The organism is Leptolyngbya cf. ectocarpi LEGE 11479, assembly GCF_015207065.1.
In the GTDB taxonomy this organism is placed as follows: domain Bacteria; phylum Cyanobacteriota; class Cyanobacteriia; order Phormidesmidales; family Phormidesmidaceae; genus Leptothoe; species Leptothoe ectocarpi.
On sequence record NZ_JADEXP010000066.1, the window covers coordinates 1 to 22,702 of the forward strand.

The window sequence follows — 22,702 nt, forward strand, 5'->3', positions numbered from 1 at the left end:
GTTCCCCAACCCCGCTCAACTCCCCTCGCCAAAACGCCTCCGCAGCCGCCCCATCCTGCTGCTTTAACCACCGCACATAGCTCTGATACGTAGGTCCAGCTTTAATCGTCGGACTCTCACCCCGTCGCAGAGTCCCATAACAATCAAACACCTGATTAAACACCAGCGCCCCAGACCAGCCATCCAGCATTAAATGATGACAGCTCCACACCAGCTCATACTCCGTCTCATCTAAACAAATCAACGCCAGACGAGATATGGGAGCCTGGGTCAGCTCAAACCCACGTTCTCGATCCTTCACCAAGAAATTCGCCAAAGCCTGCTGCTGATCATCTCGCCCCCTCAAGTCCAAGTGCGTCCAGGGGATAGCTGCCCGTTTCGCCACCACCTGCAATGGCTGTTTCACCCCTTGCCAATGCACCGAAGTGCGCAAAACAGGGTGCTGACCCACCACAAACTCCCAGGCCTGTTGTAACAAACTCGTATCCACATCCCCCTGCAGCGTACAGCGCATGTGGATCAATCCATCCTGCACAGATGTCTGGAGACTATGCCACAAAAATGCCTGCTGCAGAGGAGCTAGGGCATAGATAGTTTCGATGTTCTTCTTATCCATGGTTAACCCTCCTCCAGCTGGCTAATAAAATCGTCTAAGTCAGCTTGGCCCAAATCAGCATCGGGAAAATCCGATGGGGTGAAGCCACCGCTGTCGTCGGTGCATTGGGCAATGAGAGATTTCAAAGCGCTCCGATATTGATGGGCCAGCGTGGTTAGAGTTTCTGCGCGATGAATTTGGGTGTCATATCGCCAGTTTATCTGTAGCTGATCCTGCGCCACCCAGGTATTTATCTCTAGTAGATAACCCCGTCGATTACGCGAGTCTCTCAAGGTGCCAACATCGATATCGGGAATAACTCGTAGGCCTCCGGTGGTCAGATCCTGCCGTCCGAGATAGTTAAACAACATTTCTGATGGGTTTGTCTGAGCCAGCCGCTGTCGGGTAGCCCCCTCTCCCAGATACCGCAATATACCGTAGCCAATGCCTCGATTCGGCACCTGCCGCAGCTGTTCTTTTACAGATTTGAGGGTCTCGATACAGTCAACAACATTGTCCACCTGTAAACTCACCGGATAAGTGGTTGTAAACCATCCCACTGTCCGAGACACGTCAATGCCAGCAGCAATCTGTTCCCGTCCATGGGCCTCTATTTCTACTCGAACATCGCCAGCAGCGGTGCCTACCCATTGCAACAGCGTTTGTGCCAATGCTGTCAGCAGTGCATCGTTAATTTGGGTGTTGTAAACCGCTGGAACAGTTTTTAATAATGCTTGGGTGTCTTCAGCACTGAGGGTGACCATCACACTCTGGGTTGTTCCTTCCATAGGTGGTGGCGTATTAGAAAAATCGCGTGGTAGCGTTATGACTGGTCGCTCAACCTGTTCAGTCCAAAAGTCTAACTCAGAGTTCCATGTAGATGTTTGAGCCGTTAAAGTTTGGGCCCAAGTCTGAAAAGATGTTGTCTTATCAGGCAGCTGTGTAGTCCCTTTTAACAGTGCGGAGAGATCGCCAAGAAGAATCTGCCAGGAAACTGCGTCCACAATCAGGTGGTGCAAACTCAACAGTAGCCAGTTTGGCTGATTAGTCTCACGGGTGAACAGAACAGCGTTCATCAGGCCACCGTCAGCAAGATTCACAGCTGCATGCAAATTACTGCCATGAGCAGTAATTGCTTTAGCCTGTTCAGAGTCTTCCAGGTGTGTGAGATCGATTTGAGTTAGCTTAGGAGGGTTACTCGCATCGGCATTGAATTGCTGATTATTGCTAAATCCCATTCTCAAGCCATCGTGGTGAGTCCAGAGAGTTGCTAGTGCACTCTCTACTAAATCTCCACTTGCTTCATCAGGAAGCTCCACCAGCATCGCCTGATGCCAGTGCTGCGGCATCTGCATTTCCTGTTCAAAGAACCAATGTTGAATCGGCGTTAGTGGCACTTCTCCGGTGACTAAATCCTGAGTAGCCGTTACTGCAGGTGCTAGATTCACCGCTGCCGCCAGCTCTGCCACCGTTGGATGCTCAAACAGCTGGTTGGGGGCTAGCCGCAACCTAGCCTCCCGCGCCCGCGACACAATTTGAATGCTGAGGATGGAATCTCCCCCCAGCTCAAAAAAGTTGTCGTGGATGCCAACGGTGTCTAGTCGCAGTACCTCACTCCAGATTTGAGCTAAGATTTGTTCTGCTGGGGTGCGAGGCGCAGTCAGTTCACCTGCTGTGGTTCCCACCAGCTGCGGCTCAGGCAGTGCCTTGGTATCAATCTTGCCATTGGCGGTGCGGGGCATTTGGACTAACGGCATAATCACCGCTGGCACCATATAGTTTGGCAGCTTAGCTTTCAGCCGATCTCTCAGAGCACTAACCTTACTATCATCAGCTGACACCACATAGGCCACTAGCCGAGCAGGGTGCGCAGCCAGGTCTAGCCGCTGCGCCAGGATCTCTCGCTGTTTGGGAGAGAACGCTTTAACTCGTTGATACAGTTCCTGATTGGGTGCCATGAGAATTTCTTTTGGGCTGGTTATGGGGTTGCGGGCTGAAACGGCGGGATAGGATGTGTCTATCATGGTGGTCCCAACGCAGTTAAGTGAGTCTTGTCTGTTTGGACCGAGCGTTGACTGAGTAAGGTTTCGACAACCTGGGTGGCGCGATTTTCTTGGTGGTAGTGGTGGATGCGATCGCACATCCGATCCACCCTCTCCTGGTAAGACCCATCAGTCAGCAACATCTGCATAGAGCTACGGATCTCAGCCGCCGTATCCTTTTCCCGATCGCCCGCAATCCCTAATCCGTGGTAAGCCACCCTGGCCGCATCGCCCGCCTGATCCGCATGTCCGAGGGAGTACACCAGCATCGGCACCCCCAGGTAAAGACATTCGTTAATGGTGTTAATACCGCCATTGATCACAGCGCAGTCAGCATGCTTGAGCACCTGCAGCTGCGGCGTCCAACTAAAGACATGGACATTGGCGGGCAGAGTTCCCAGCTGATCGCGATCCAACTGTCCGCCCAGCCCCACAACCAAATCCCATTTAGGTCGGCTAGCAACAGCTTCCATAATCTTTTTTAACCACTGCTGGTTGCCTTTGACAAAAGTGCTACAGCCGCAGTATATAAGCGATCGCCCATGGGAATGTCGTTTTTCAAAAAGCTGTTTTAAGGCTTTGTGAGTATCTGCCGTAACCTGAGAATCCTGGCGATTCTCATACACCATCGGTCCCACATAGTACATCAAAGGATGGGGATCGTGGGGAAAATCTAGCTCCAGGGCATTAAAACAAAGGATGGGTAGCTGCCCCTGTCCGTAGGAAATTAGCCACTGGTTAAATCCAAACTGTTCGGGAAACGGGTAGCCAATCTGCCGAGCATAACAACCCCAAACAGAGCGTCTGTCCAGGCCCATCCGCTGCCATCGTTGTTGAAGAGTTTCTTTCCAAGTTGTTAAACCATTTTTCAGCCAGGCTAGCTCGACACCCCTGCCCGGCAAAGTATTGCTGTTAATGGGGGGTAAATCAGGTCGTTTCCAAATGGACAAAAACTGACACAGTAGGGCCATTGGCAGACCGCTCATTACCCCAGCCATAATGTGAGGCGTCATTTCCATATCGATCAGCACCAGATCGGGCTCCAGATCTTGTATGGTTTGGGCAAAGTGTTGTACCCCCAGCTGCTCGACTGCTTGCTGTTGTCGCTGTCGCAGTGTCCACGCCTTCTGCCATCGGCCCATGGGTGGATCAACAGGCTGAAGCACCCACGGCTCTAGTTGCACATAGGGAATCCCCTGGGCCGTAACCGCATCTCGAAAATCATGGGGACTGGCATAGGTAACCCGATGGCCAGCCAATTCCAACTGTTGCACCAGTGCCAGACTGGCGTTAAATATGCCCTTTAGCCCTCCTGTGATGCAAACAATATGGGCCATGGCTAAGAGTCCTCCGTGCTGGAGTCTTTTGTCGGATCTTTTTGCGCAATCACACACAGATCCTCAAGGGGCATATTGTGGGTAAATGGAATGGAGGCCCAAGGGTCTAGGACATCTAACCGTCTGATATTTTTGAACTTATTGACCTTTTGGAGCTGATAGGTCAGTCCCTCGTAGTCATAGCTCCATTTGTGCACCTGTCCCGGATCGTCAACAGGAGCATAGCCAAATTGATGGGCATGGAATGAAAACAGAAAGCTGGGGGGGGCATCCTGAGGGATTCTACGCTGAGCATAGTTAACGAAATATCCCATGTGGCGATAGTTAGTGAAATATCCGTTGATGTGGATGCGCAGGTCTGGGACCGTGAGCAATAAATAACCATCCTGCTTTAAGAGACTAGAACAAAAATTCAACAGTTGTGTTCCGTCCTCAAAGCTGAAGTGCTCAAACACATGCTGCAGTCTGACCAAGTCAAACGTGCCTAACTTTTCTCGGTCAGCGTCTCCCAACTGGCCTATATTGGCTGAATAGTAGCGCTCAGCCAGGTCCGGAGCCAGGTCCTCCCCTGAGGCTAGATCCAGACACATAAAGCCTTCTTCAAATCGTTGACTGCCCATGTCTAGCCAGCGGGTGCGTCCTTCGCTGAGCAGCTTCTTTTTCAGACCATTGCGCTCGATCCCAAACTTTTTGAGACCTCTAGCGACGTTGTATTTAAGCCATGGCATGTTTGCTAGCATCACTTCACCTCCTTAATGTGGAAATTTCTGTTGTATGGATTTTTCGCGTTCTCAGCTGTTGATAATGGGTTTCCCCATACAGAGAGAGCATCTGGTAAATGTTTATCCTCGCAATCAGTTCTTGACCCGTAAACGCATTTTCCCTAGGAAATATCCACAGTAGTGGCGGAGCTGAAAAGGCACCTATCTTATCAACACTGCTGGCTTCGACTCCGCTCAGCCAGCTAGCGTCGGCTGAGCGGAGTCGAAGCCGACGATTCCAGTTACCAATAAATTGCTGGCAAAACAGATCAAATTGATCGATCCTATCCACATCGAAAGCAGTGCGTCCTTTTTCAGTCTCTAGCCCTTCAATATCAGCTAATGACTGCACCTGTTTTAAGTCATTAAATAGGTTGTCTTTGAATATGGCCCTCCCAAAGGTCATCAGAACTGGCTGGTCCGATAGATAGCTAAAGTCACCTAAGATAAACTGATAGTCGTAGGGGGCAAAAAAACGAGACGAGAGACTGTAGGCTTGACCACTCTCTCCAACGGCTTCAAATTGATAGGTGTAGGCAATGGGACTATCGATCCAGGCTAAGGCAACTGGTTGAAAGCCAATGACCAACGCCAGGATTACAACCCATGAAATTACTCGATATCGTTTGGTGAAGATAGGGCGAACAAAATCGTCTTTTCGCCAGAAGAAGACTAGAAAAAAGATTAGCTCCAGGACGGCCCAATGCCAAAAGCAGATGCCTGAGATCAGAAAAATGCCTGTGTGTAAGCTGATCCAGCCAATGAGAAACCAGCGAAACGTGGTTTTGTTCCATAGGGCAAACACTACACCACATTCTAGAACCAGGGTGAGTACCTTCATGGGCCAGTTAAGCCAGGACAGGATCTGGGTTAGCTGAATAATGGCTGCCGGGGCTAGAAAGTTCCACCAGCCATTGCTATAGGCGCTGGGTAGGAGCAGATGGGTGCTGTTGTTGACTAGCCAGTTAAGTTTTAATTTGCCGATGCCGGATGTTAAATAGTGGGCTGCTATTAGACAACAGGTGATAAAAATCAAGTCGGATATTTTGCGATAGCCCGTCACGGCAGCGACACAAAAGCTGGCGGCAAACAATAGTAAGCTGCGAATAAGCAAATCTTGAGCTGCCCATGAGTAGCCGCCAAGGGGATAGGCCAGCTGACCAATGATGGCAGCTAGTAGAACTGTAAATGGGAGAACAAATAAGGGTCGCCAGTAGATGAGTAAAAATAGGCCGAGGAGAAGGATGCGATCGCACCCATGGGCCTGATTAAAAAATAGGTTGTAATCATAGGCGGTAAACCACCAGGTCAGGATAGCCGCAACGGAGAGTATCCAGAGTCTGAGGCGATGGGCATCGTCAAAAACGGACCAGCCTTGAAATAATGAACGACTACGTTGTCGCAGCCATGGATAGCACTTTACTAGAAATACTCCAAAGAGGAAAACTAATCCCATGCCAAAAACTTGGATAGGACTGCCAAAGAGTTTATGAATCAGCTCAATAAAAATGACAGGCTGGTTGTAGCTCTCCTGGGGTAAAAGGGCTATGGATTTAATCACACGTTCTAAACTAATGCCAAGCACTAGCAGGATGCTCAGACGTAGTACAGGCGAAATAAACGAGCTGAGCTGGGCTTCGCTAGAGAAGATATTGCCAAAATTATCAGCCCAACTGCGAGTACTATGAGCCATAGCTAAGCACTCTCCTCAATAGCCGCCAATAAGGCTTCGGCTTTCTCAGGCTCCAACGCAGCAAGGGCAGACATTAGGCTATCTAAATCAGATGTTGATTGAGCAACAACAACGGCCTCCTGTACAAGATCCTGCTCTCGTAACGCATCTTCAATTTCCCCCAGTTCAATGCGATGCCCCCGAATTTTAACCTGGCGATCGCAACGCCCCAACCATTCCAACAAACCATCCGCCCGATAACGCGCCAGATCCCCAGTTTTATACAGGTAGGGTGGGCACTGCCCACCATCCTGCCCACCACCCTGGCCACCATCCTCCGCAACAATAAACACCGCCGCCGTCTTCTCCGGCTGATTCAAATACCCCCGCGTCACCCCATCCCCACCTACATAGATCTCACCAACGGCCCCGATGGGAACAGGCTGCAGATCCTCATTCAATAAATAAACCTGAGTATTCGGAATCGCTTTACCAATGGCAATAGGCCCAGGCTCCAGATCCACCGGAACTCGGTAAGCCGTACACCACACGGTTGCTTCAGTCGGCCCATACTCGTTATATAAATCCGTAGCGGGCAGTTTAGCGTAGTGCTGCTGAGCCATGTTACGAGAACAAGCTTCACCCGCCACGATAACCATACGCAGTTTCGACAATTGCTGCAGATTAGCCGACTCTAGCAACAACGAATATAGTGTCGGTACACAGAGCATGTGAGTGATTGTCTGTTGAGAAATCAGCGTAGCCAGCTGGTATAAATCCTGTTCAATCCGTTCGGGTGGCAACACCAGCGTCCCCCCCTGACACAGCGTCCAGAAAATTCCGGCCACAGAGCTATCAAAGGCAATGGAAGAGAGTAACAGAAATCGACCTACAGGTTCTGGATAGACCTGAAATCTCGCCATCGTAGAATGCACCAGATTACGATGGCTGACCATCACACCCTTAGGCTGGCCAGTGGACCCAGAGGTGTAAATAATATAGGCCAGATCGTCTGGCTGGGCAAGAGATACAGAGGACGGTGGAGACAGCGCTTCTGCATGCTTCTCATCCAAATAAGCGAGAGGAACAGACGTTTCCGGTAAACGAACCGACCGCTGCGTCAATAACAGTTTCGGATTAGTATCCTCTAAACAATAGGTGAGCCGAGCTGCAGGATAGGCAGGATCGAGGGGAACATAGGCAGCGCCAGCTTTGAGCACCGCCAGAATACTCACAATGCGTTCTAACGATGGATTCAAACACAGAGCTACCCGTTCGCCGGGGGCAACGCCGTGCGATCGCAACACGCCAGCCAACCGTTCAGCCCGCTGATTTAGCTCGCCATAGGTCAGCGTCTGCCCTTGAAACACCACCGCCGGAGCATCGGGCGTCTTATCCACCTGAGCTTCAATCAGCTGGTGAATGGTGAGATCACGGGGATAGTCGAGCGTCTCCCCTGTGGTTAACTGCTGTTGTTCCGCTGCTGTCAGTCGGGGTAGGTCAGTTAGTTTAGCCTGGGGCTGCTCGACAAAGGCCTTTAGCAATAGCTCCAGATGCGCATGTAGATTTTCAACTGTCTTTGCTTCAAACCGCCCCGAATCATACAGTAGGATTAATTCCAAAGACTCACCCGGTACCACCAGCAGGGCTAGGGGATAGTTGCTCTGCTCCAGATAGCGAATTTCGTGGGTTTCAAACCCCAGGTCAGTCACCGCCGCTGTCGGGTAGTTTTCAAACACCACAATGCTTTCAAACAGAGGACTACCCTTAGGAAAATCACTCCAGCGTTGGATATCGGTCAGGGCCGTGGCTTCATACTGTCGCAGTTCCAGAAGCTGTCGCTGTCGATCCTGCAGCCAATCGACCAGTGGTTGTTCAGAGACAATGTCTACTCGTACAGGCAGGGTGTTGATAAACATCCCCACCATGGTTTCCACACCGCTGAGATCTGCCGGGCGACCTGAAACCACTGATCCATAGGTAACCTGTTTCTGACTGCTGTAGTGGTTTAGCAACAGTGCCCAAGCCCCTTGAACTAAGGTATTTAATGTGAGTTGATGCTGCTGGCCAAAGGTTTTAAGGGCTGTGGTTAAGGAAGGGGAGAGCTTTTGTGTGTGCTGCTGATAGTGCCCGGAGCTGCCGGTTTGGGTAGCGGGTAGGAGGGTGGGTTCTGAAAAACCTTTTAGCTGATTACGCCAGAAGGATTCGGCGGTGCTGAGATCTTGTTCCTGCTGCCAGGCGATGTAGTCGCGATAGGGACGTATGGCCAGTAGCTGAGGGACGATATCTTGCTGCAGCGCTCCATAGTAAGTGAGCATGTCTTGCCAGATTAGGGGCAACGACCAGCCATCAAAGAGTAAATGGTGAGAACTCCAAATAAATTGCCAGGTGTCGTCATTTAGGTGGATGAGGGTGAGGCGGAGAATGGGAGCTTGATCTAGGTTAAAGCCTTGGTTGCGATCGCACTCCAAAAACTCCTCCAGCTTAGCCGTTTGCTCGCCTAAATCACACCAGTCCAACACCTGCCAGGGTAGCTCCACCTGTTGCCGCACCACCTGCAATGGCTCGTCTAGGCCATCCCACAAAAATGCCGTGCGCAGCACCGGATACCGTGCCAGGGTTTGCTGCCATGCCTGTTGCAATAGTTCCGGTTGCAGGTGACCGCTAAGCCTACAGGTGTATTGATTCACGTAAACCCCAGCCTGAGTATCCGCCAGGGTGTGAAACAACATACCCAGCTGTGTGGGCGAAAGCGTGTAGATATCAGCAACGTTCTCCATTAGCCCTTACCTCCCGTGCGATCGGCTTTATTGAGCAAGGCCGCCAGCTTGTCCAGATTTTTGCTGTTGAGCTTGGCCAATGGAAAGTCTTCTACGGTTGCTTTGTCTCCGGGGCCTGCTAGCAGGGTTTGCAGATGTTGCATCATGCCATCGGCTAGAGCCTGCACCGTGGCCTCGTCTAGACCGCTGTAGCTCCAGTCAATGTGAAGTTGGCCATTGCTGATGAAGGCACCGATCTCTAGGGGGTGCGATCGCACTTGTTTTGAACTACGAGACACCTGTAACGGCTGGGCAAATCGAAACATCGATGTAGGCGGCAACAGCTGTTCTAAAGTACCAAGATAGTTAAACAAAATCTCAGGCTGACTGTGTTTGGTGGGGTTCTCTCCTTTGAGATAGCGCAAAATACCATAGCCAATACCGTTGTTAGGGATCTGCTGCAGGGCATTTTTCACCGCTCGCAGAGTCTCATTAGGAACAGCCTCCACCTCAAAGATTACTGGAAAGAGGGAGGTAAACCATCCAACGGTGCGCACCAGTCGGCTATTGGACACCATCGCCTCTTCTCGTCCATGGCCTTCTAACGCCACTTGAACCGTGGGTTGTCTGGTATGCTGCTTTACCGCTAAGGCCAAGGCCGTCAACAACATTTCCTGGGGTCGGGCACGGGACGCTTGCAAAAATGTTTGGGTTAACTCAGAACTTAGCTTTCGAGAAAGCGTGCGCGCATTGGCTTCGGATTGAGGTTCACCACCAAACTGAACCGGAGCATCGGTCCGAGCCCGCCAGTAGTCAATTTCTGCCTGGGGAAGCGATACTTCTTGAAGACCGTCAGCCCATGCCTTAAATGAACTGGTTTTGAGGGGTAGGGAAGGGGATTCTCCCTGACTCAGCTGTTGATACGCCGTTTCCAAATCTTGAATCAGCGTTAGCCAGGAGAGAGCGTCGACCACTAAGTGATGAATCACCAGCCCCAGCTGCTGCCGATCCCCCAGGTTCAACAAGGCTGCCCGCACTAAGTCTCCGTTTGCTAAGTCAAGCTGGGTTTGCAAACCGGCAATGGTGTCAGCAATTATTTGCTGTGGCCTTGCGGACGCATCCACCTGAACCAGGGTGACATCAGTAACAGGGGCACTATAGCGCTGTTGCCAGCCGGTCTCTGTTAGGGTGTAGGTCAGGCGCAAACTGTCGTGATGGTTTACCAAAGCCGTTAAAGCAGCTTGTATAACTGAGGGTGTCAATGTCTCGGCTACATCTAGCATCACCGTCTGGGTAAACTGTTCTGGCTGTGGTGAGCGCTGTTCAAAAAATGCTTGCTGAATTGGGGTGAGGGGGACTGTACCGGTCAGATCCTCTGGAGCTAGTTCCACATCGGGGGCCACCACCGCCGACAGCTGCGCCAGGGTAGGATGCTGAAAAATCTGGTTAGGAGACAGATTAAAGCCAGTTTCCGACATGCGGGCCGCAATCTGGATGGCCATAATCGAGTCGCCGCCCAGCTCATAGAAGTTGTCGTGAATACCGATGCGGTCCACCTTGAGTACCTGCTGCCACAGTTTCGCCAGGGTTTTCTCCACAGCCGTTTGAGGCGCAACAAAGGCAGACTGCATCTGTGGACGACTGGCCTGGGGTTCTGGCAAAGCGGGAAAATCAACTTTGCCGTTTGCGGTCAGCGGCATCTGCTCCAGCTGCATAAAGTAAGCAGGTACCACATTAACCGGCAGTCGCTGGCTTAGAAAGGTTCTCAAATCCGTGGACGAGACTTTGCCGATATAATAAGCCGCCAGTTGAGCTTTATTAATTTGCTGGTCCTCGTAGCCGATTTCCTGCAAAATTCTCTCTACCTCAGCCACATCGATCTCATCGTTGAGTTCATCAATGGCCGCTTCTGGGGTTTTATGGCCCATGCGCACATCCCAGCTGTAGGGCAGGGCATAGTTATGGTAGCCGCGCTTTTTGGTGTGCAGGTGAATGCCGACATTGTTGATCAAGCAGTTGGTGGAACGGCCCGTATCCGATGGGCGAATCCAGGGCACCTGATCCGTTAGAAAGCTGAGCATCTCTGCTAGCTCTACATCGCAGTAGCGATAAAAATCAAGAATCTCGACTGCTTCAAAAATGTCGTCGGTTTGAAAGATATCCACATCCATCAGCCGCGACACTGCATCATCGGCTCGATGGTAGGCTTTACGGGCGTCTAGAATAGTCTCGTCAATTTTATCGACGTCAAAGTCATCCTGGCCAAACAGCTCAGTAAACCATTCTTCCGTCAGACGGGTTTCAAAAAACTGTCCCCGTGAGAGACCGGTGACAATGCAGGGAATTCCCATCCCATAGGCCAGCTGCATGCTCAAGGTGTAGATCGTCTTAAAGCAGCCATTGCAGACATTGCAGTGTCGATTCAAACTATCGACAAAAATATCGTTCATGGCCGGAGTCGTGCCAAACTGGTGATCCACATCCAGTGTTTTGACCACACGACGAATATTGTCTTTTGCTTCTTCCGAGATATAGCCATTATCCAGGGTAAAGGCAAACACCTTAAAACCCATGGTCACCAGCTGAGCTAAGGCATAGGTGCTGTCCTTACCGCCGCTAAGCAGCATCATGCAGTCATAGTCACCCTGTTTTCGCTGTCGGGCCGTGTCTAGGCGAGACTTAAATTCATCAATGGATTTGAAATATTGCTCGGTGCGATCGCGATAGGTCTCATAGGTCTGACAAATATCGCAAACGCCCTCGTGGTCAAAGGTAATACCAGGGTAGTTGGAGGCGATACCGCAGCGGGTGCAATAGGTAACTGGCCCAGTCTGTGCCGGCGCTGCCGCCTGCATCAGCCTGACAGCACTGGCGCTTACCCCAGGGTGGGCCACCAGCGCCGCTTCGATTTCTCCTAGCTCAATGCGAGTCCCGTGGATTTTAACCTGTCGGTCTCCCCGCCCCAGATAGGTAAGCTGACCGTTTTCCTGCCAGCGACCCAAATCACCTGTACGATAAAGCCTTTGCTCTCCACGATTAATAAATCTCTCTGCCGTTAGCTCCGGTCGATTAAGATAGCCCCGCGCCAGCCCTGACCCACCAATGAAAATCTCACCCACCGCTCCTTGAGGCACCAAATTTAAGCGCTCATCCAAGAGATAAATCTCGGACCCTGCGGCTGGTTTACCGATAGAGACAGAGGTAGGGGCATTGGACTCCACCTGAAACCGATGAATCATGCAGCCCACTGTAGCTTCCGTGGGACCATATTCGTTATAAATTTCAATGGGATGGTTACTGGCATTTGCGATCGCACCCGCCAATGATGTCTTTAGATCTTCCCCACCCAAAATCAGGGTTTTCACCCGAGAACCCAGGGTCATTCCTTGCACCAGGGCCAGGTGAGACGGCGTCAGCTTAATCACATCCACTACATTCTCTTCAAAAATGCGCTGTAGTGAGAGATCGATTGCTCCACGTTCTTCTGGATAGATAACAACTTGCCCACCAGACAGGAGCGGCACATAGATAGAGGTGACCGTGAGATCAAAGGTAAACGGAGAGAATAACGGAAAAGCTAGCGTTCTGCCGCGCACGTAATGCCCAATGGCCCACTGAACATAGTTTGCTAAACCGCGATGTTCCACCTCAACCCCCTTAGGCTGTCCCGTGGACCCCGATGTATAGAGCACATAGGCCAGCTGATTAATGGGCGTTGGATTGTCTGGATTGTTGTCTGACTGCGAGGTTAAATCTAGCCGATCAATCAGCACAATCTTAGTCTGACCCTGCAAACAGTCAGAAACGGCTGAATGGGTCAATACCCAACGGGTCTGAGTATCCTTCACAATGTGGGCAATGCGCTCCCCAGGATGGCTGGGATCAATGGGCACGTAGGCCCCACCTGCCTTGAGCACCCCCCAAATCGCCACTAACATCTCAACGGAGCGATGCAGACAGATGCCGACAGAGGTTTCAGCCGTCACACCCTGCTGACGCAGATAGTGGGCAAGTTGATTCGCCTTAGTATTAAGTTGCTGATAGGTGAGGGTTTCGTTTTCACATGCGATCGCAACGGCATCCTGCGTTTGCCTAACCTGTTCTTCAAACCGCTGTACTACGGTTTTACTAATTGCTTCAGGCTGCTCACACCGTGCCAACTCCATCAAATGAGCATGCTCTGCCCCTTGGACAATATCCACCCCAGCAATCAGCTGGTCAGGGTTAGCCAATATCGCATCCACCAGGGCTAAAAAATGCCCCGGAGCCCGCTCCTGTAATTCTGGCTCAAACAGGTCACAGTTAAAATCAAAATGCAGCTGCAGACTGCCTCGATCATCAAAGTCATGCACCTGCAGTCGCAAATGGTGACGCGGGTCTCCGGCCCCAGGATGAATCCACTCCGCTCCCATGGGATGGCCCGCAAAGTCTGAAACCTTAGCATGGATAAAATTTAGAACAACGTTGACATCCCGACTGGGCACAAACTGACTGGCCCCTGGCTGGGCATAGCGCAGCAGCAGCCCGCTGCCGTCGCTGACCTTAGCCAACAATGACGCAAAGGTCTCATCGGGCTCAATGTCAGCCTGCAGTGGAAACAGCTCGATAAAGCATCCGAGAACCTCTTTAAGCGCCGCCGTAGGACGACCATGAGCAGGCGTAGCAATGGCCACCTGTTCCTGACCGCTCACCCGATGCAGGTAGGCCAACAAAATACCGGCCACCACATTAAATAGAGAGAGTTTTGGTGTTAGCGCCGTAGCATCCGAATTGAGGGCCAAACGCTTTAGAGCCTGCGTTCTCTCGGGACCTAGCTCACAGGAGACTCGACGAGTGCGGGGAGAAACCTGCTCTGCTGTGCGCTGGTAAAGCGCCACTGGGCTAGCGGCATAGTGCTGCCAGTAGTTGACAGCTTTGGTGGAGGGCGGTGGTAAAGAAACCGAACCATAGGCGGGCAAAGCAGATGTCTGAGCCAACGTGCCATCCACTGAACGGCCATAGAACTCACTGAGGGTTTGATAGATCAGTCCTAACGATGAGATATCTGTTGTGAGGTGATGCTGATTGATATACCAGGCCCAGCTTTCAGGCCCCAGACGGATTAGCACAATATCGAACAGCCGCTCAGATAGAGTAAATAGCTGTTGACACCGATCCTCTGACCAAGCACGCGCTGCTGATTGTGGATCGATCTCAGTACTTAAATCTACTATCGGCACCCCATAGTTAAGCTGAGGTAGTACCCGTTGCTGAGGGCTGCCGTCAATGTCCTCAAACACCGTTCGTAGCGTGTCGCTGCGGTGCACCAATGTTCGCACCGCCGCCTGAAAGTGGCCAGGATCAATCTCCCCATCCAGGGCAAACAGAAACGCCATATTGTACAGCGGTGAGTCTGGCACTAGTTTTTGCCCCAGCCACAGGAGCCACTGGGCCGTGGTCAGGTTGGACTCGGTACCCGCCGGAGAAGAGATTGGATTAGACTGAGCGACGGCGGGCATGATCAAAGACTCCTCTTGGCTAGGTACGCATCAATGGCCTTGATGGTCCGAAAATTGATAATGGTGATATCTGCCTGGGGCACATCACAGCTAAATTTGTCTTCGATAAAGGCAATCAGCTGCATGACTCCCATGGAGTCGATAATCTCTTCACCGAGGAGATCGTCATCTGCCTCCACCTGCATGCGACCGTTGAGGAGAGTTTGACTAATGTATTGTTTGAGAATCTCTTGGGTATCCATATAAAATAAATTAATTATAAATTTTGATTTTTGAGCTGCAGGGTGGGCACACCAGACAACCAAAATTCTATGTTCGAGAACCCATAACCCTTTTCTCCGCTTGTTGTTGTAATGCCCGCCGGTCGATTTTGCCAGTGCCGGTTCTGGGGAAAGTGAGTGCGATCGCAACCCCCCTCGGCACCGCATAGGCAGGCAGCCGCTCCCCCACATATCTCAGCAAATCACCCTCGCTAACCCCAGCTTTAAGAATCACCGCTGCTTCCACCTGATGCCCACCCGCCTCCACCGGTACACCATAGGCCGCCGCTTCCTCCACCTGGGGATGTCCCACCAAAGCCGCCTCCACCTCATCTAGCTCAACGCGATACCCCCGCGTTTTAATCTGTCGATCTTTGCGTCCCACAAACTGATAGTTACCGTCTGGCTGCTGCTGCACTAAATCTCCTGTCCGGTAGAACACAGCCGTTTGGTTGGCAACCTCTGCCTTATAAAAAGCACTCTCATTTAAATCGGGCCGCTGCCAATACCCTTCCATCATCGTCGGCGTGCGCACTAGCAGTTCTCCCACGTCTCCAGAACTGACGGGATTATCTTGATCATCCACAACAATCTCCTCAGCATTCGCCCAAATCTGGCCGATGGGTGCAACGTCTTCAGGGATAGTCTGCCCATCAGCTAAAGGCGGCACGTGGTAATAGCTGCACTGATTAATCTCCGCCGGACCGTAGACATTACTAAAACGAGCCTTAGGCAATCGCTCCATTAGCCCATACATGTACTTTGCCGGATAGGGCTCCCCACCAAACAGCACCCAGCGCAATGAGTTCAGGTCTCTCTCTTCTAAAACTCCCCGCAATAATAGCTGAATTAACGCAAAGGGGACCGAATACCAAATGGTTAAGGCTTCATCCTGGGCCAGCTGCGAAAGGCTAGCGGGCATTTTGGTATAGGCTTCGGGAATAATCACCGTTGTTGCCCCCACCAGCGGACCTGAGAAATAATCCAGGGTGGACATGTCAAAATGCAGCGGTGAATGATTGCCCAGCCGATCTGCATGGGTCAGACCGTAGGTGTGGGCCGCCATGCGCGCATAGTTTAGACCGCTACGATGGGTGTGCATGATCCCCTTGGGGGTACCCGTGGACCCTGAGGTATACATAATGTAGGCCAGGTCTTGTTCCATCACTCTCACATTCGGAGATGCATCGCTAGGGGAAATGTCTGGCCAGTCACACCGATCCATTGAACGCTCTAGATCAAAACTCTCTGGCAGACCAATTACACAACCCAAATTAGGTGATGCTGCTAGCAAATCCGGTATTCGCATCCGCTTTGATTTTTGAGTAATCAAATGACGAATGCCGCAGTGGTTAATGGCGTAGGCAGTACGGGCAACAGGAGCACCAGGATCGAGAGGAACATAGGCGGCTCCTGCTTTCCAAACACCGTAGATGGCAACAGCACTCTCCAAACTCTTACTTAGGTAAATCCCTACCCGGTCTCCCCGCTTCACTCCCATGGAAATCAAGGTATGGGCCAACCCATTGGCACGCCGTAACAGCTCACCATAGGTCAGACTCTCCCCATCACAGCGAAACGCTTCATGGTCAGGAAACTGTTCGGCAGACCGGTCTAAAATTTGAGACAACAAATAAATCATGCCTACCTCCTACAGCCCCAGCGACCGTGCGATAATATTGCGCTGAATATCCGAGGTGCCCGCATAAATCACTCCACCAATGGCGTCCCGTAGGTCTCGCTCCACGCCATATTCCGTCATATAGCCGTTACCCCCATGGATTCGCACCGAATCTAGCCCTGAGGCCACGAAACACTCACTCAAATACAATTTCAACATGGCCGCCTCTAACATGGCGGGCTGCTTCCGCTCCTTGAGCCAGGCCACTTTGTAGAGCAACAATCGTGCCGTTTCTAGTCGCAGTTTCATATCAGCCACTCGATTTGACACCGATTGAAACTTGCCGATGGGCTGCCCGTGCTGTTGCCGAGACTTGGCATAATTAATGGTGGTCTCCAGCTGCCGTTCCATGGTGCCCAGCTGACTGGCCAAGTTAAAACAGCGGTCATACTCCAGGGAGCTGAGGGAAACACTAAAGCCTCCTCCCTCTGGCCCCAAACGATTCTCTTCGGGCACAAAACAATCTTCAAAAAACATTTCCCCAAAGGGGGCCGTACGCATTCCCATTTTGGCCTGGGTAGGACCGGTGGAAAACCCGGGTGACGCACGCTCCACTAAAAATGTGGTTAATCCCCATTTCCCCAATGACGGATCAACGGTGGCAAACACCAATGCCAAATCACAAATCGGAGCACAGGTAATAAACTTTTTTGACCCATTTAGCCGATAGCCTCCATCACATTTGGTTGCCTGGGTTTTAAGACTATAGGCATCGGAACCGGCCTCTGGTTCAGTGAGGGCATGAACGGCAATCATATCCCCCCGGCACAGCAGTGGTAGATAGCGCTCTTTTTGCTCATCCGTACCAAATAACAATAATAGAATCTGCACCGTCCAAACCTGGTTATTGAGCACCAGGTTAAAACCATTGTCCTCACAGCCATAGCCCAATCCTTCCATGGCCAGAACCGTGGTCATCAAATCGACTTCCGGTGACCCGCTGTATTCCTCAGGCATACCCATGCCTTGAATACCAAACTCAGCACACTTTTTCCAGTTTTCAAAGGAAAACTTGCCATGGTAGTCCCGCTCGACAATATCACCATTCAGATTCTCCTGCGCAAACTGAATGACGCGTTTCTTAAAAGCAAGCTGTTCGTTTGACCAGGAAAAATCCATGATAGTTTTGAGAACACAGGAACAATTACAGAACGAAACTGTAGGGATTTTTGACTTCAGCGGTGGCGCTTTCTAATTTGATCAAGGTGCCCACACTTAGCTCAGTGGCATAGTCCAGAAGCATATTCATGGCCACCTGGTCTTCTAAGGCAAAACCGGTGGAATCAAAAACTGTAAACCGCTGCTGATAGTGACGATACTGAGCTGGATTCTTAACTACATTGGATAGCTCCGACCCAATACTTTTTAGATCCTTAAGCTGCTGACACTCTCCTTCGCAAATGGCCTGCTCTCGAAAGTCAGGGCACACAAAGCTGCGCTCTAAGAGACTTAAGGGTACCTCAAACTTACCAGGGAAATCAGCCCCCACCGCATTGACATGCAACCAGGGTTTCAGGCTTTGATCAGGAAAGACGGGACCATGGCCCACATCCACTGATGTGGCCGTACAGAGAATATCAGCGGTAGCAACAATGTCAGAAATCTCGGCTTGGCAAATGTCCAAATGGTCTAATCCTAAACAGGCGATCCGCTCGGTAAATGTTTGGCTAACGGCTGGATCACGATCGAAAATGAGAACTTGCTTGAGATCAAAGCAGCGGGAAAGGCCATGGAGCTGGGTAACGGCCTGGGCTCCCACACCAATGAGTCCCAGGATTTGGCTGTCGGGGGAGGCTAAGTGTTGGGTTGCGATCGCAGATGCCGCCCCCGTTCTTAACGCCGTCAGAAATGTCCCATCAATTACAGCCGTCAGGTGGCCAGACTTGGGATCGTAGGCAGACACCGTCGATAGCACCGTCGGCAACTTATACAAACTCGGATTCTGAGGATGATAGCCCACCGCCTTAACCACAATCTGCCGATGCTTTTCAAACAGCGGCATCCATTCTACTAGACCCACATGGGGCTGCTCATAGCTAAACCCGGTGCGCACCGGCACAACAGTTTGAGCTGGGTCAAACTGTTCAAATGCTTGAATAAGACGAGCAATCATCTCATCCATCAGTGCATCTAATCCCACATGCTCAACAATGTGTCGAGTATCCTCAACAGAAAGCACCAGCGTTTGTAACTGTGACGCAGAGCCCACAACAGTATTAACCACGCTAGTTTGTGCTAAAGAAACCATGGGAAAAGTTCGCTAAATCGCTACTTATAACTATGACGTTTAACCGGGCCAAAAGTGTCAAAAGAGACCCTGTAGCACTGGCAAAACCCGGATATTGATATTGAATGCCTGCTCAATAAACCAGTAGAGTGATATTGCCCCCAATAACAGCGCCCCTGTTTTCATGGCAATGCTTGGATAAAAACGCTGTTTACGCAAAAAATAAAGCACCGGAAAGACGACAGCAATAATCATCAGCTGGCCGACTTCTATACCCAGATTAAAGCCAAATAAGGACAGGGCCGCGTGTTGATTTGTTAATCCCAGCTTTGTCAGGACATCAGCAAAGCCAAAGCCATGAAACAATCCAAAGAGAAAAATGATGATCCAAGAGCGCCCTCGAAAAATAGGATAGAAGATATCCAACGCGGCTAAGCCAATGGACGCTGCAATCATTGACTCCACTACCCTAGAAGGTACCTGTACAATCTGAAATGTGGCCAGACAGAGTGTAATGCTGTGGGCAAGGGTAAATGCGGTTGCGATCTTAATCAGGTAGGCAAATGCAGTCGAAAACTTACCCACAGGCTGCCATAGTGCGTTTTCCTGACGTCTCAGAGCCGAGGGCAGTAGCAGCGCCACTAAAAAGAGAACATGGTCAACGCCGCCTACAATATGCAAGACTCCGAGACGAACAATGGCCGAAAAGCCTTGCCACAATCCACCCGCTGTCAGATCCAGCGTTTGGGTCTGTCCCGGCTTTGTAAAGATAATTAGCGGTTCGGCCTCATTTTGAAAGGTCCCCGTCCTCCAATTCTCTTCCACCAGTAGCATATTGGTCTGCTGCGGCAGCTGTTCCAGAATCGCATCATAGGTCACATCAACACTCTGAGGCAGCTCCTGAAAACCCGCTAGATCATAATTAAGCTGCAAAAACTGAGCGAATGTCGTATTTAGAAAACCATAGTCCCGAAACTCTTGGCGACAGGCGTTTGGCGCACAGTCAAGGGTCAGATGTTCGTCCACATAGGTTTTGATTCCCTCTAAGTGAGGCTCAATATCTTCTGACTTCACTTTCTTATCACCAGAAAAGCCCAACTCAAGCACATCATTGAGTTCTTTTATCGGCAGCTCTACTCGAGTCGAAATAGAGTCTTCTCTAATCTGAAAATATATATAGCTTTGTCCCAACCCATGCGCTACAGCACTGGGCACTAACGATGAACTAAAAACACATAACAGACAAGCCAACGCGGCAAGCACAACCCTGGCTATGGTAGAACGCACTAGCTTACTAAGCATGATCTTTATCGGGCCACAAAGTGCCTCCTCCAGATTTAATTGACAATGACTCATTAATTATGAGAATTAGCTGAGTGATGATTTAAGACTATTTTTTTTCATAATGGACGCTAGCTAAAAATCTCAGGCTGCATACGCACATTGTACTGAACGCTTCTTCAAGAACTATACATTAGATTTCTTGTGTTCAAAATATATTAAACATAGCCTAGGACCACCGTAGAAAAATGAGTTTTAAGTACTCATTACCCTTAGTACGATAAAGTCTGAGGAGTGGATTTAAAGTCTGAATGAACCCTATTTAAAGGGGATATGAAGATAGTCCATCAAATACACAGTCACAGAATACAAGCCGATACGTGCCTAATGAGCTATTGAACGACTAGACCTCTTTGTAATCGGAACAACAGAGCTTTGGTCATCCCTATGTTGTATTCTAAACGGTTCTGGAGAGCACATCCTGAGGCTAAAGCCTCAGGATGATAGGTCTTTGGCCCTAACACCAAGCTCGCCTATCTGCGGCTGTGTTGCTTTTTGGTGGGTCTATTCTGACAAATTCTCTCGTAGTCTTTGCTCCTGTTGCCGCACAGCTGCTAATAGCTCTGCATTCTGAATGAGCATTCCTACCTGATTGTTGAATATGTAAAGACATTTCTGATCGCTGTCATCAAAGCTGGTGCGATAGAGTTCTGGCACTGGTTGGCCATGCACTAGCGGTAGTACAGAATAGTGACCTGCTTTTTTCTTATTCACCAACTGGGTTACCCCAATAAGTTCACCATCCTGATTGAGAATTGGCATGCAAAGTAAGCTACAGGTCCGATAGCCACTAGTTGCATCGGTGGCTTGGGCACGTGCAGAGTCAGGATGGTTATATAGGTCAAAGGGAATATTTAAGGGTTCGTGGCTTTTGGCCACCTCTCCAGCAAAACCTTCTCCGACTTTGAGGCGAATTTCTTCCACACGACCGTTATCAAACTGGATACGACTCCATAGTTCGTTGCGATCGCAATCCAGTAACCACAGTGTCCCTCGATCGGCACTCATCAAGTCCTTCGCCGCATCGATAATGCGCTTTAGCACTTCCTCTGGCTCTGCCGTATTAAAGTCACAGGAGCGTACCGCTGCCATCAATGTAGCCGCTACTCGCTGTCCCCGCGACGTTTTATGATACGAGAAGAAACTCTCTAAAATAATCTGAATCGCTGCGGAGTCGGCATTTACGGTTTCGATATCACCTGCCGTAAACCCCTGACGATCAATCCGTTTGGCTAAGGGTAAGTCTGGATGCTGATAGGGCAGCAATTTATTTAGCAGCTGCACCACTGCCACTAACTCACCTCGATGGTTAATCAGAGGTAAAGACAGTAACGTATAGGTGCGATATCCTGTAACATGATCTTGTCTTTGAGCAAAGGCTGAACGGGGATCGTCATAAAAATCATAGGGAATGTTAATCATGCGACGATGGGTCGCCACTTCTCCCACAATCCCTTGATCTACAGGAACTCGAACCTCCAACGCATCTGCTTCACTACCCGTTTCTGCCACAAGGGACCAAAACTCTTGCCGGTCAGCATCGAGCAGAAAGATAGTGGTGCGATCGGCTCCCAAAGATTGACCCAGTTTAAGGGTGATTGAACGCAGAGTCTTATCTAAAATCTCGTCAAACTGCTGCTTGTCCATCACCTGGTCTAACAGCTCCAGGGTCTTACTAACAAAATTACGAGGGTAGTTTGACTGATGTTCTAGTTTGTTAAAATGCCGTACATTTTGCAGGGCAATACCCACCTGGTTATTAAACACCTCCATATGTTTTTGGCTAGTGTTATCAAAACTAGCTTGGAAACAGGCTGGAGCTTTAGGCCAGGTATTAGGATCATAGGGAGGAAAATTTCCCTGACGGCGTTTATTAACAAGCTGGGTCACACCGAGTAATTTTCCGTTGCGATCGCGTACTGGCATACACAACAAACTGCAGGTCCGATAGCCTGTTGCTTGATCTGTTGACTTAGAACGACTAGACTTAGGATGATCGTATAGATCAAATCCGATATTAAGCGGCTCTCCTGTTTGGGCGACAGATCCTGCATAACCTTCGCCCATGGGCACCCGCATCTCTTTTACTTCCCCATTTTTATAGAGAAGATTACACCAAAGTTCCTGCTTTGTATCATCAATCAACCATAGAGTAACTCGGTCGGCATTCATCAAATGCTTGGCTGCATCAATAACTCGCCCACTGATTTCATCTGGATTGAGACTGCTTTGAGAGACAGACTTTGTCACTTTTGTTAAAGTCTCCGATGCCTGTATTCGCTGAGTTAGACGATAACAATAATGACACCGTTCAAGAATCTGTTGAATAGGTTCAGCATAGTCTTCTAGCTGTGCCTGATCTTCCTGGTTAAAACCTGAAAAATCGATGCGCTCATCCAACGGAGCGTCAGGATTATAGGATAGTTTAAGCTTGTTGATCAGATGAATAAAAACAGTGAGATTACCTCTACTATTAGACAAAGGAAAAAAAAGCTCATTGTAAGTTGGGTATTTCCCAGACTCGTGACC

The 22,702-nt window shown here is 50.2% G+C and carries 13 protein-coding genes; all 13 read right to left on the reverse strand.

The window, feature by feature from the left end; genetic code table 11:
- A partial coding sequence (locus IQ260_RS09710) for a condensation domain-containing protein (protein WP_228015788.1) occupies window positions 1-616 on the reverse strand: 616 nt, incomplete at its 3' end.
- 2 nt (window positions 617-618) lie between these two features.
- Window positions 619-2,619, reverse strand: coding sequence for a condensation domain-containing protein (locus tag IQ260_RS09715; protein ID WP_193992909.1), 2,001 nt, complete (start codon window positions 2,617-2,619; stop codon window positions 619-621).
- Window positions 2,616-3,974 carry a glycosyltransferase gene (locus IQ260_RS09720; protein ID WP_193992910.1) on the reverse strand — a complete coding sequence of 453 codons (1,359 nt, stop codon included), beginning with the start codon at window positions 3,972-3,974 and terminating at the stop codon, window positions 2,616-2,618. Before IQ260_RS09720 ends, IQ260_RS09715 begins: the two co-directional genes overlap by 4 nt.
- 2 nt (window positions 3,975-3,976) lie before the next feature.
- Complete coding sequence (locus IQ260_RS09725) at window positions 3,977-4,714, reverse strand: class I SAM-dependent methyltransferase (protein ID WP_193992911.1); 738 nt, start codon at window positions 4,712-4,714, stop codon at window positions 3,977-3,979.
- A 4-nt stretch (window positions 4,715-4,718) separates the two neighbouring features.
- Window positions 4,719-6,428 carry a hypothetical protein gene (locus IQ260_RS09730; protein WP_193992912.1) on the reverse strand — a complete coding sequence of 570 codons (1,710 nt, stop codon included), beginning with the start codon at window positions 6,426-6,428 and terminating at the stop codon, window positions 4,719-4,721.
- Between the two features lie 2 nt (window positions 6,429-6,430).
- Complete coding sequence (locus tag IQ260_RS09735; RefSeq protein ID WP_193992913.1) at window positions 6,431-9,187, reverse strand: non-ribosomal peptide synthetase; 2,757 nt, start codon at window positions 9,185-9,187, stop codon at window positions 6,431-6,433.
- Entirely contained in the window at window positions 9,187-14,664 is a 5,478-nt protein-coding gene (locus IQ260_RS09740; protein ID WP_193992914.1) for a non-ribosomal peptide synthetase, read from the reverse strand. Before IQ260_RS09740 ends, IQ260_RS09735 begins: the two co-directional genes overlap by 1 nt.
- Before the next feature lie 2 nt (window positions 14,665-14,666).
- Window positions 14,667-14,906 (reverse strand): acyl carrier protein, encoded by a 240-nt coding sequence (locus IQ260_RS09745; protein WP_193992915.1) that lies wholly within the window; start codon window positions 14,904-14,906, stop codon window positions 14,667-14,669.
- Between the two features lie 67 nt (window positions 14,907-14,973).
- Window positions 14,974-16,566, reverse strand: a complete 1,593-nt coding sequence (locus tag IQ260_RS09750; protein WP_193992916.1) for an amino acid adenylation domain-containing protein — start codon at window positions 16,564-16,566, stop codon at window positions 14,974-14,976.
- A 9-nt stretch (window positions 16,567-16,575) separates the two neighbouring features.
- Window positions 16,576-17,724: an acyl-CoA dehydrogenase family protein gene (locus IQ260_RS09755; RefSeq protein WP_193992917.1), complete on the reverse strand. Its 1,149-nt coding sequence runs from the start codon at window positions 17,722-17,724 to the stop codon at window positions 16,576-16,578.
- Between the two features lie 25 nt (window positions 17,725-17,749).
- On the reverse strand, window positions 17,750-18,853 hold the full coding sequence (locus IQ260_RS09760; RefSeq protein WP_193992918.1) for an ornithine cyclodeaminase family protein: 1,104 nt from the start codon (window positions 18,851-18,853) through the stop codon (window positions 17,750-17,752).
- A gap of 57 nt (window positions 18,854-18,910) precedes the next feature.
- Window positions 18,911-20,134, reverse strand: a complete 1,224-nt coding sequence (locus IQ260_RS09765; protein WP_193992919.1) for a HupE/UreJ family protein — start codon at window positions 20,132-20,134, stop codon at window positions 18,911-18,913.
- Window positions 20,135-20,677: 543 nt separating this feature from the next.
- Window positions 20,678-22,654: a GAF domain-containing protein gene (locus tag IQ260_RS09770; protein ID WP_228015790.1), complete on the reverse strand. Its 1,977-nt coding sequence runs from the start codon at window positions 22,652-22,654 to the stop codon at window positions 20,678-20,680.
- Between the last annotated feature and the right edge of the window lie 48 nt (window positions 22,655-22,702).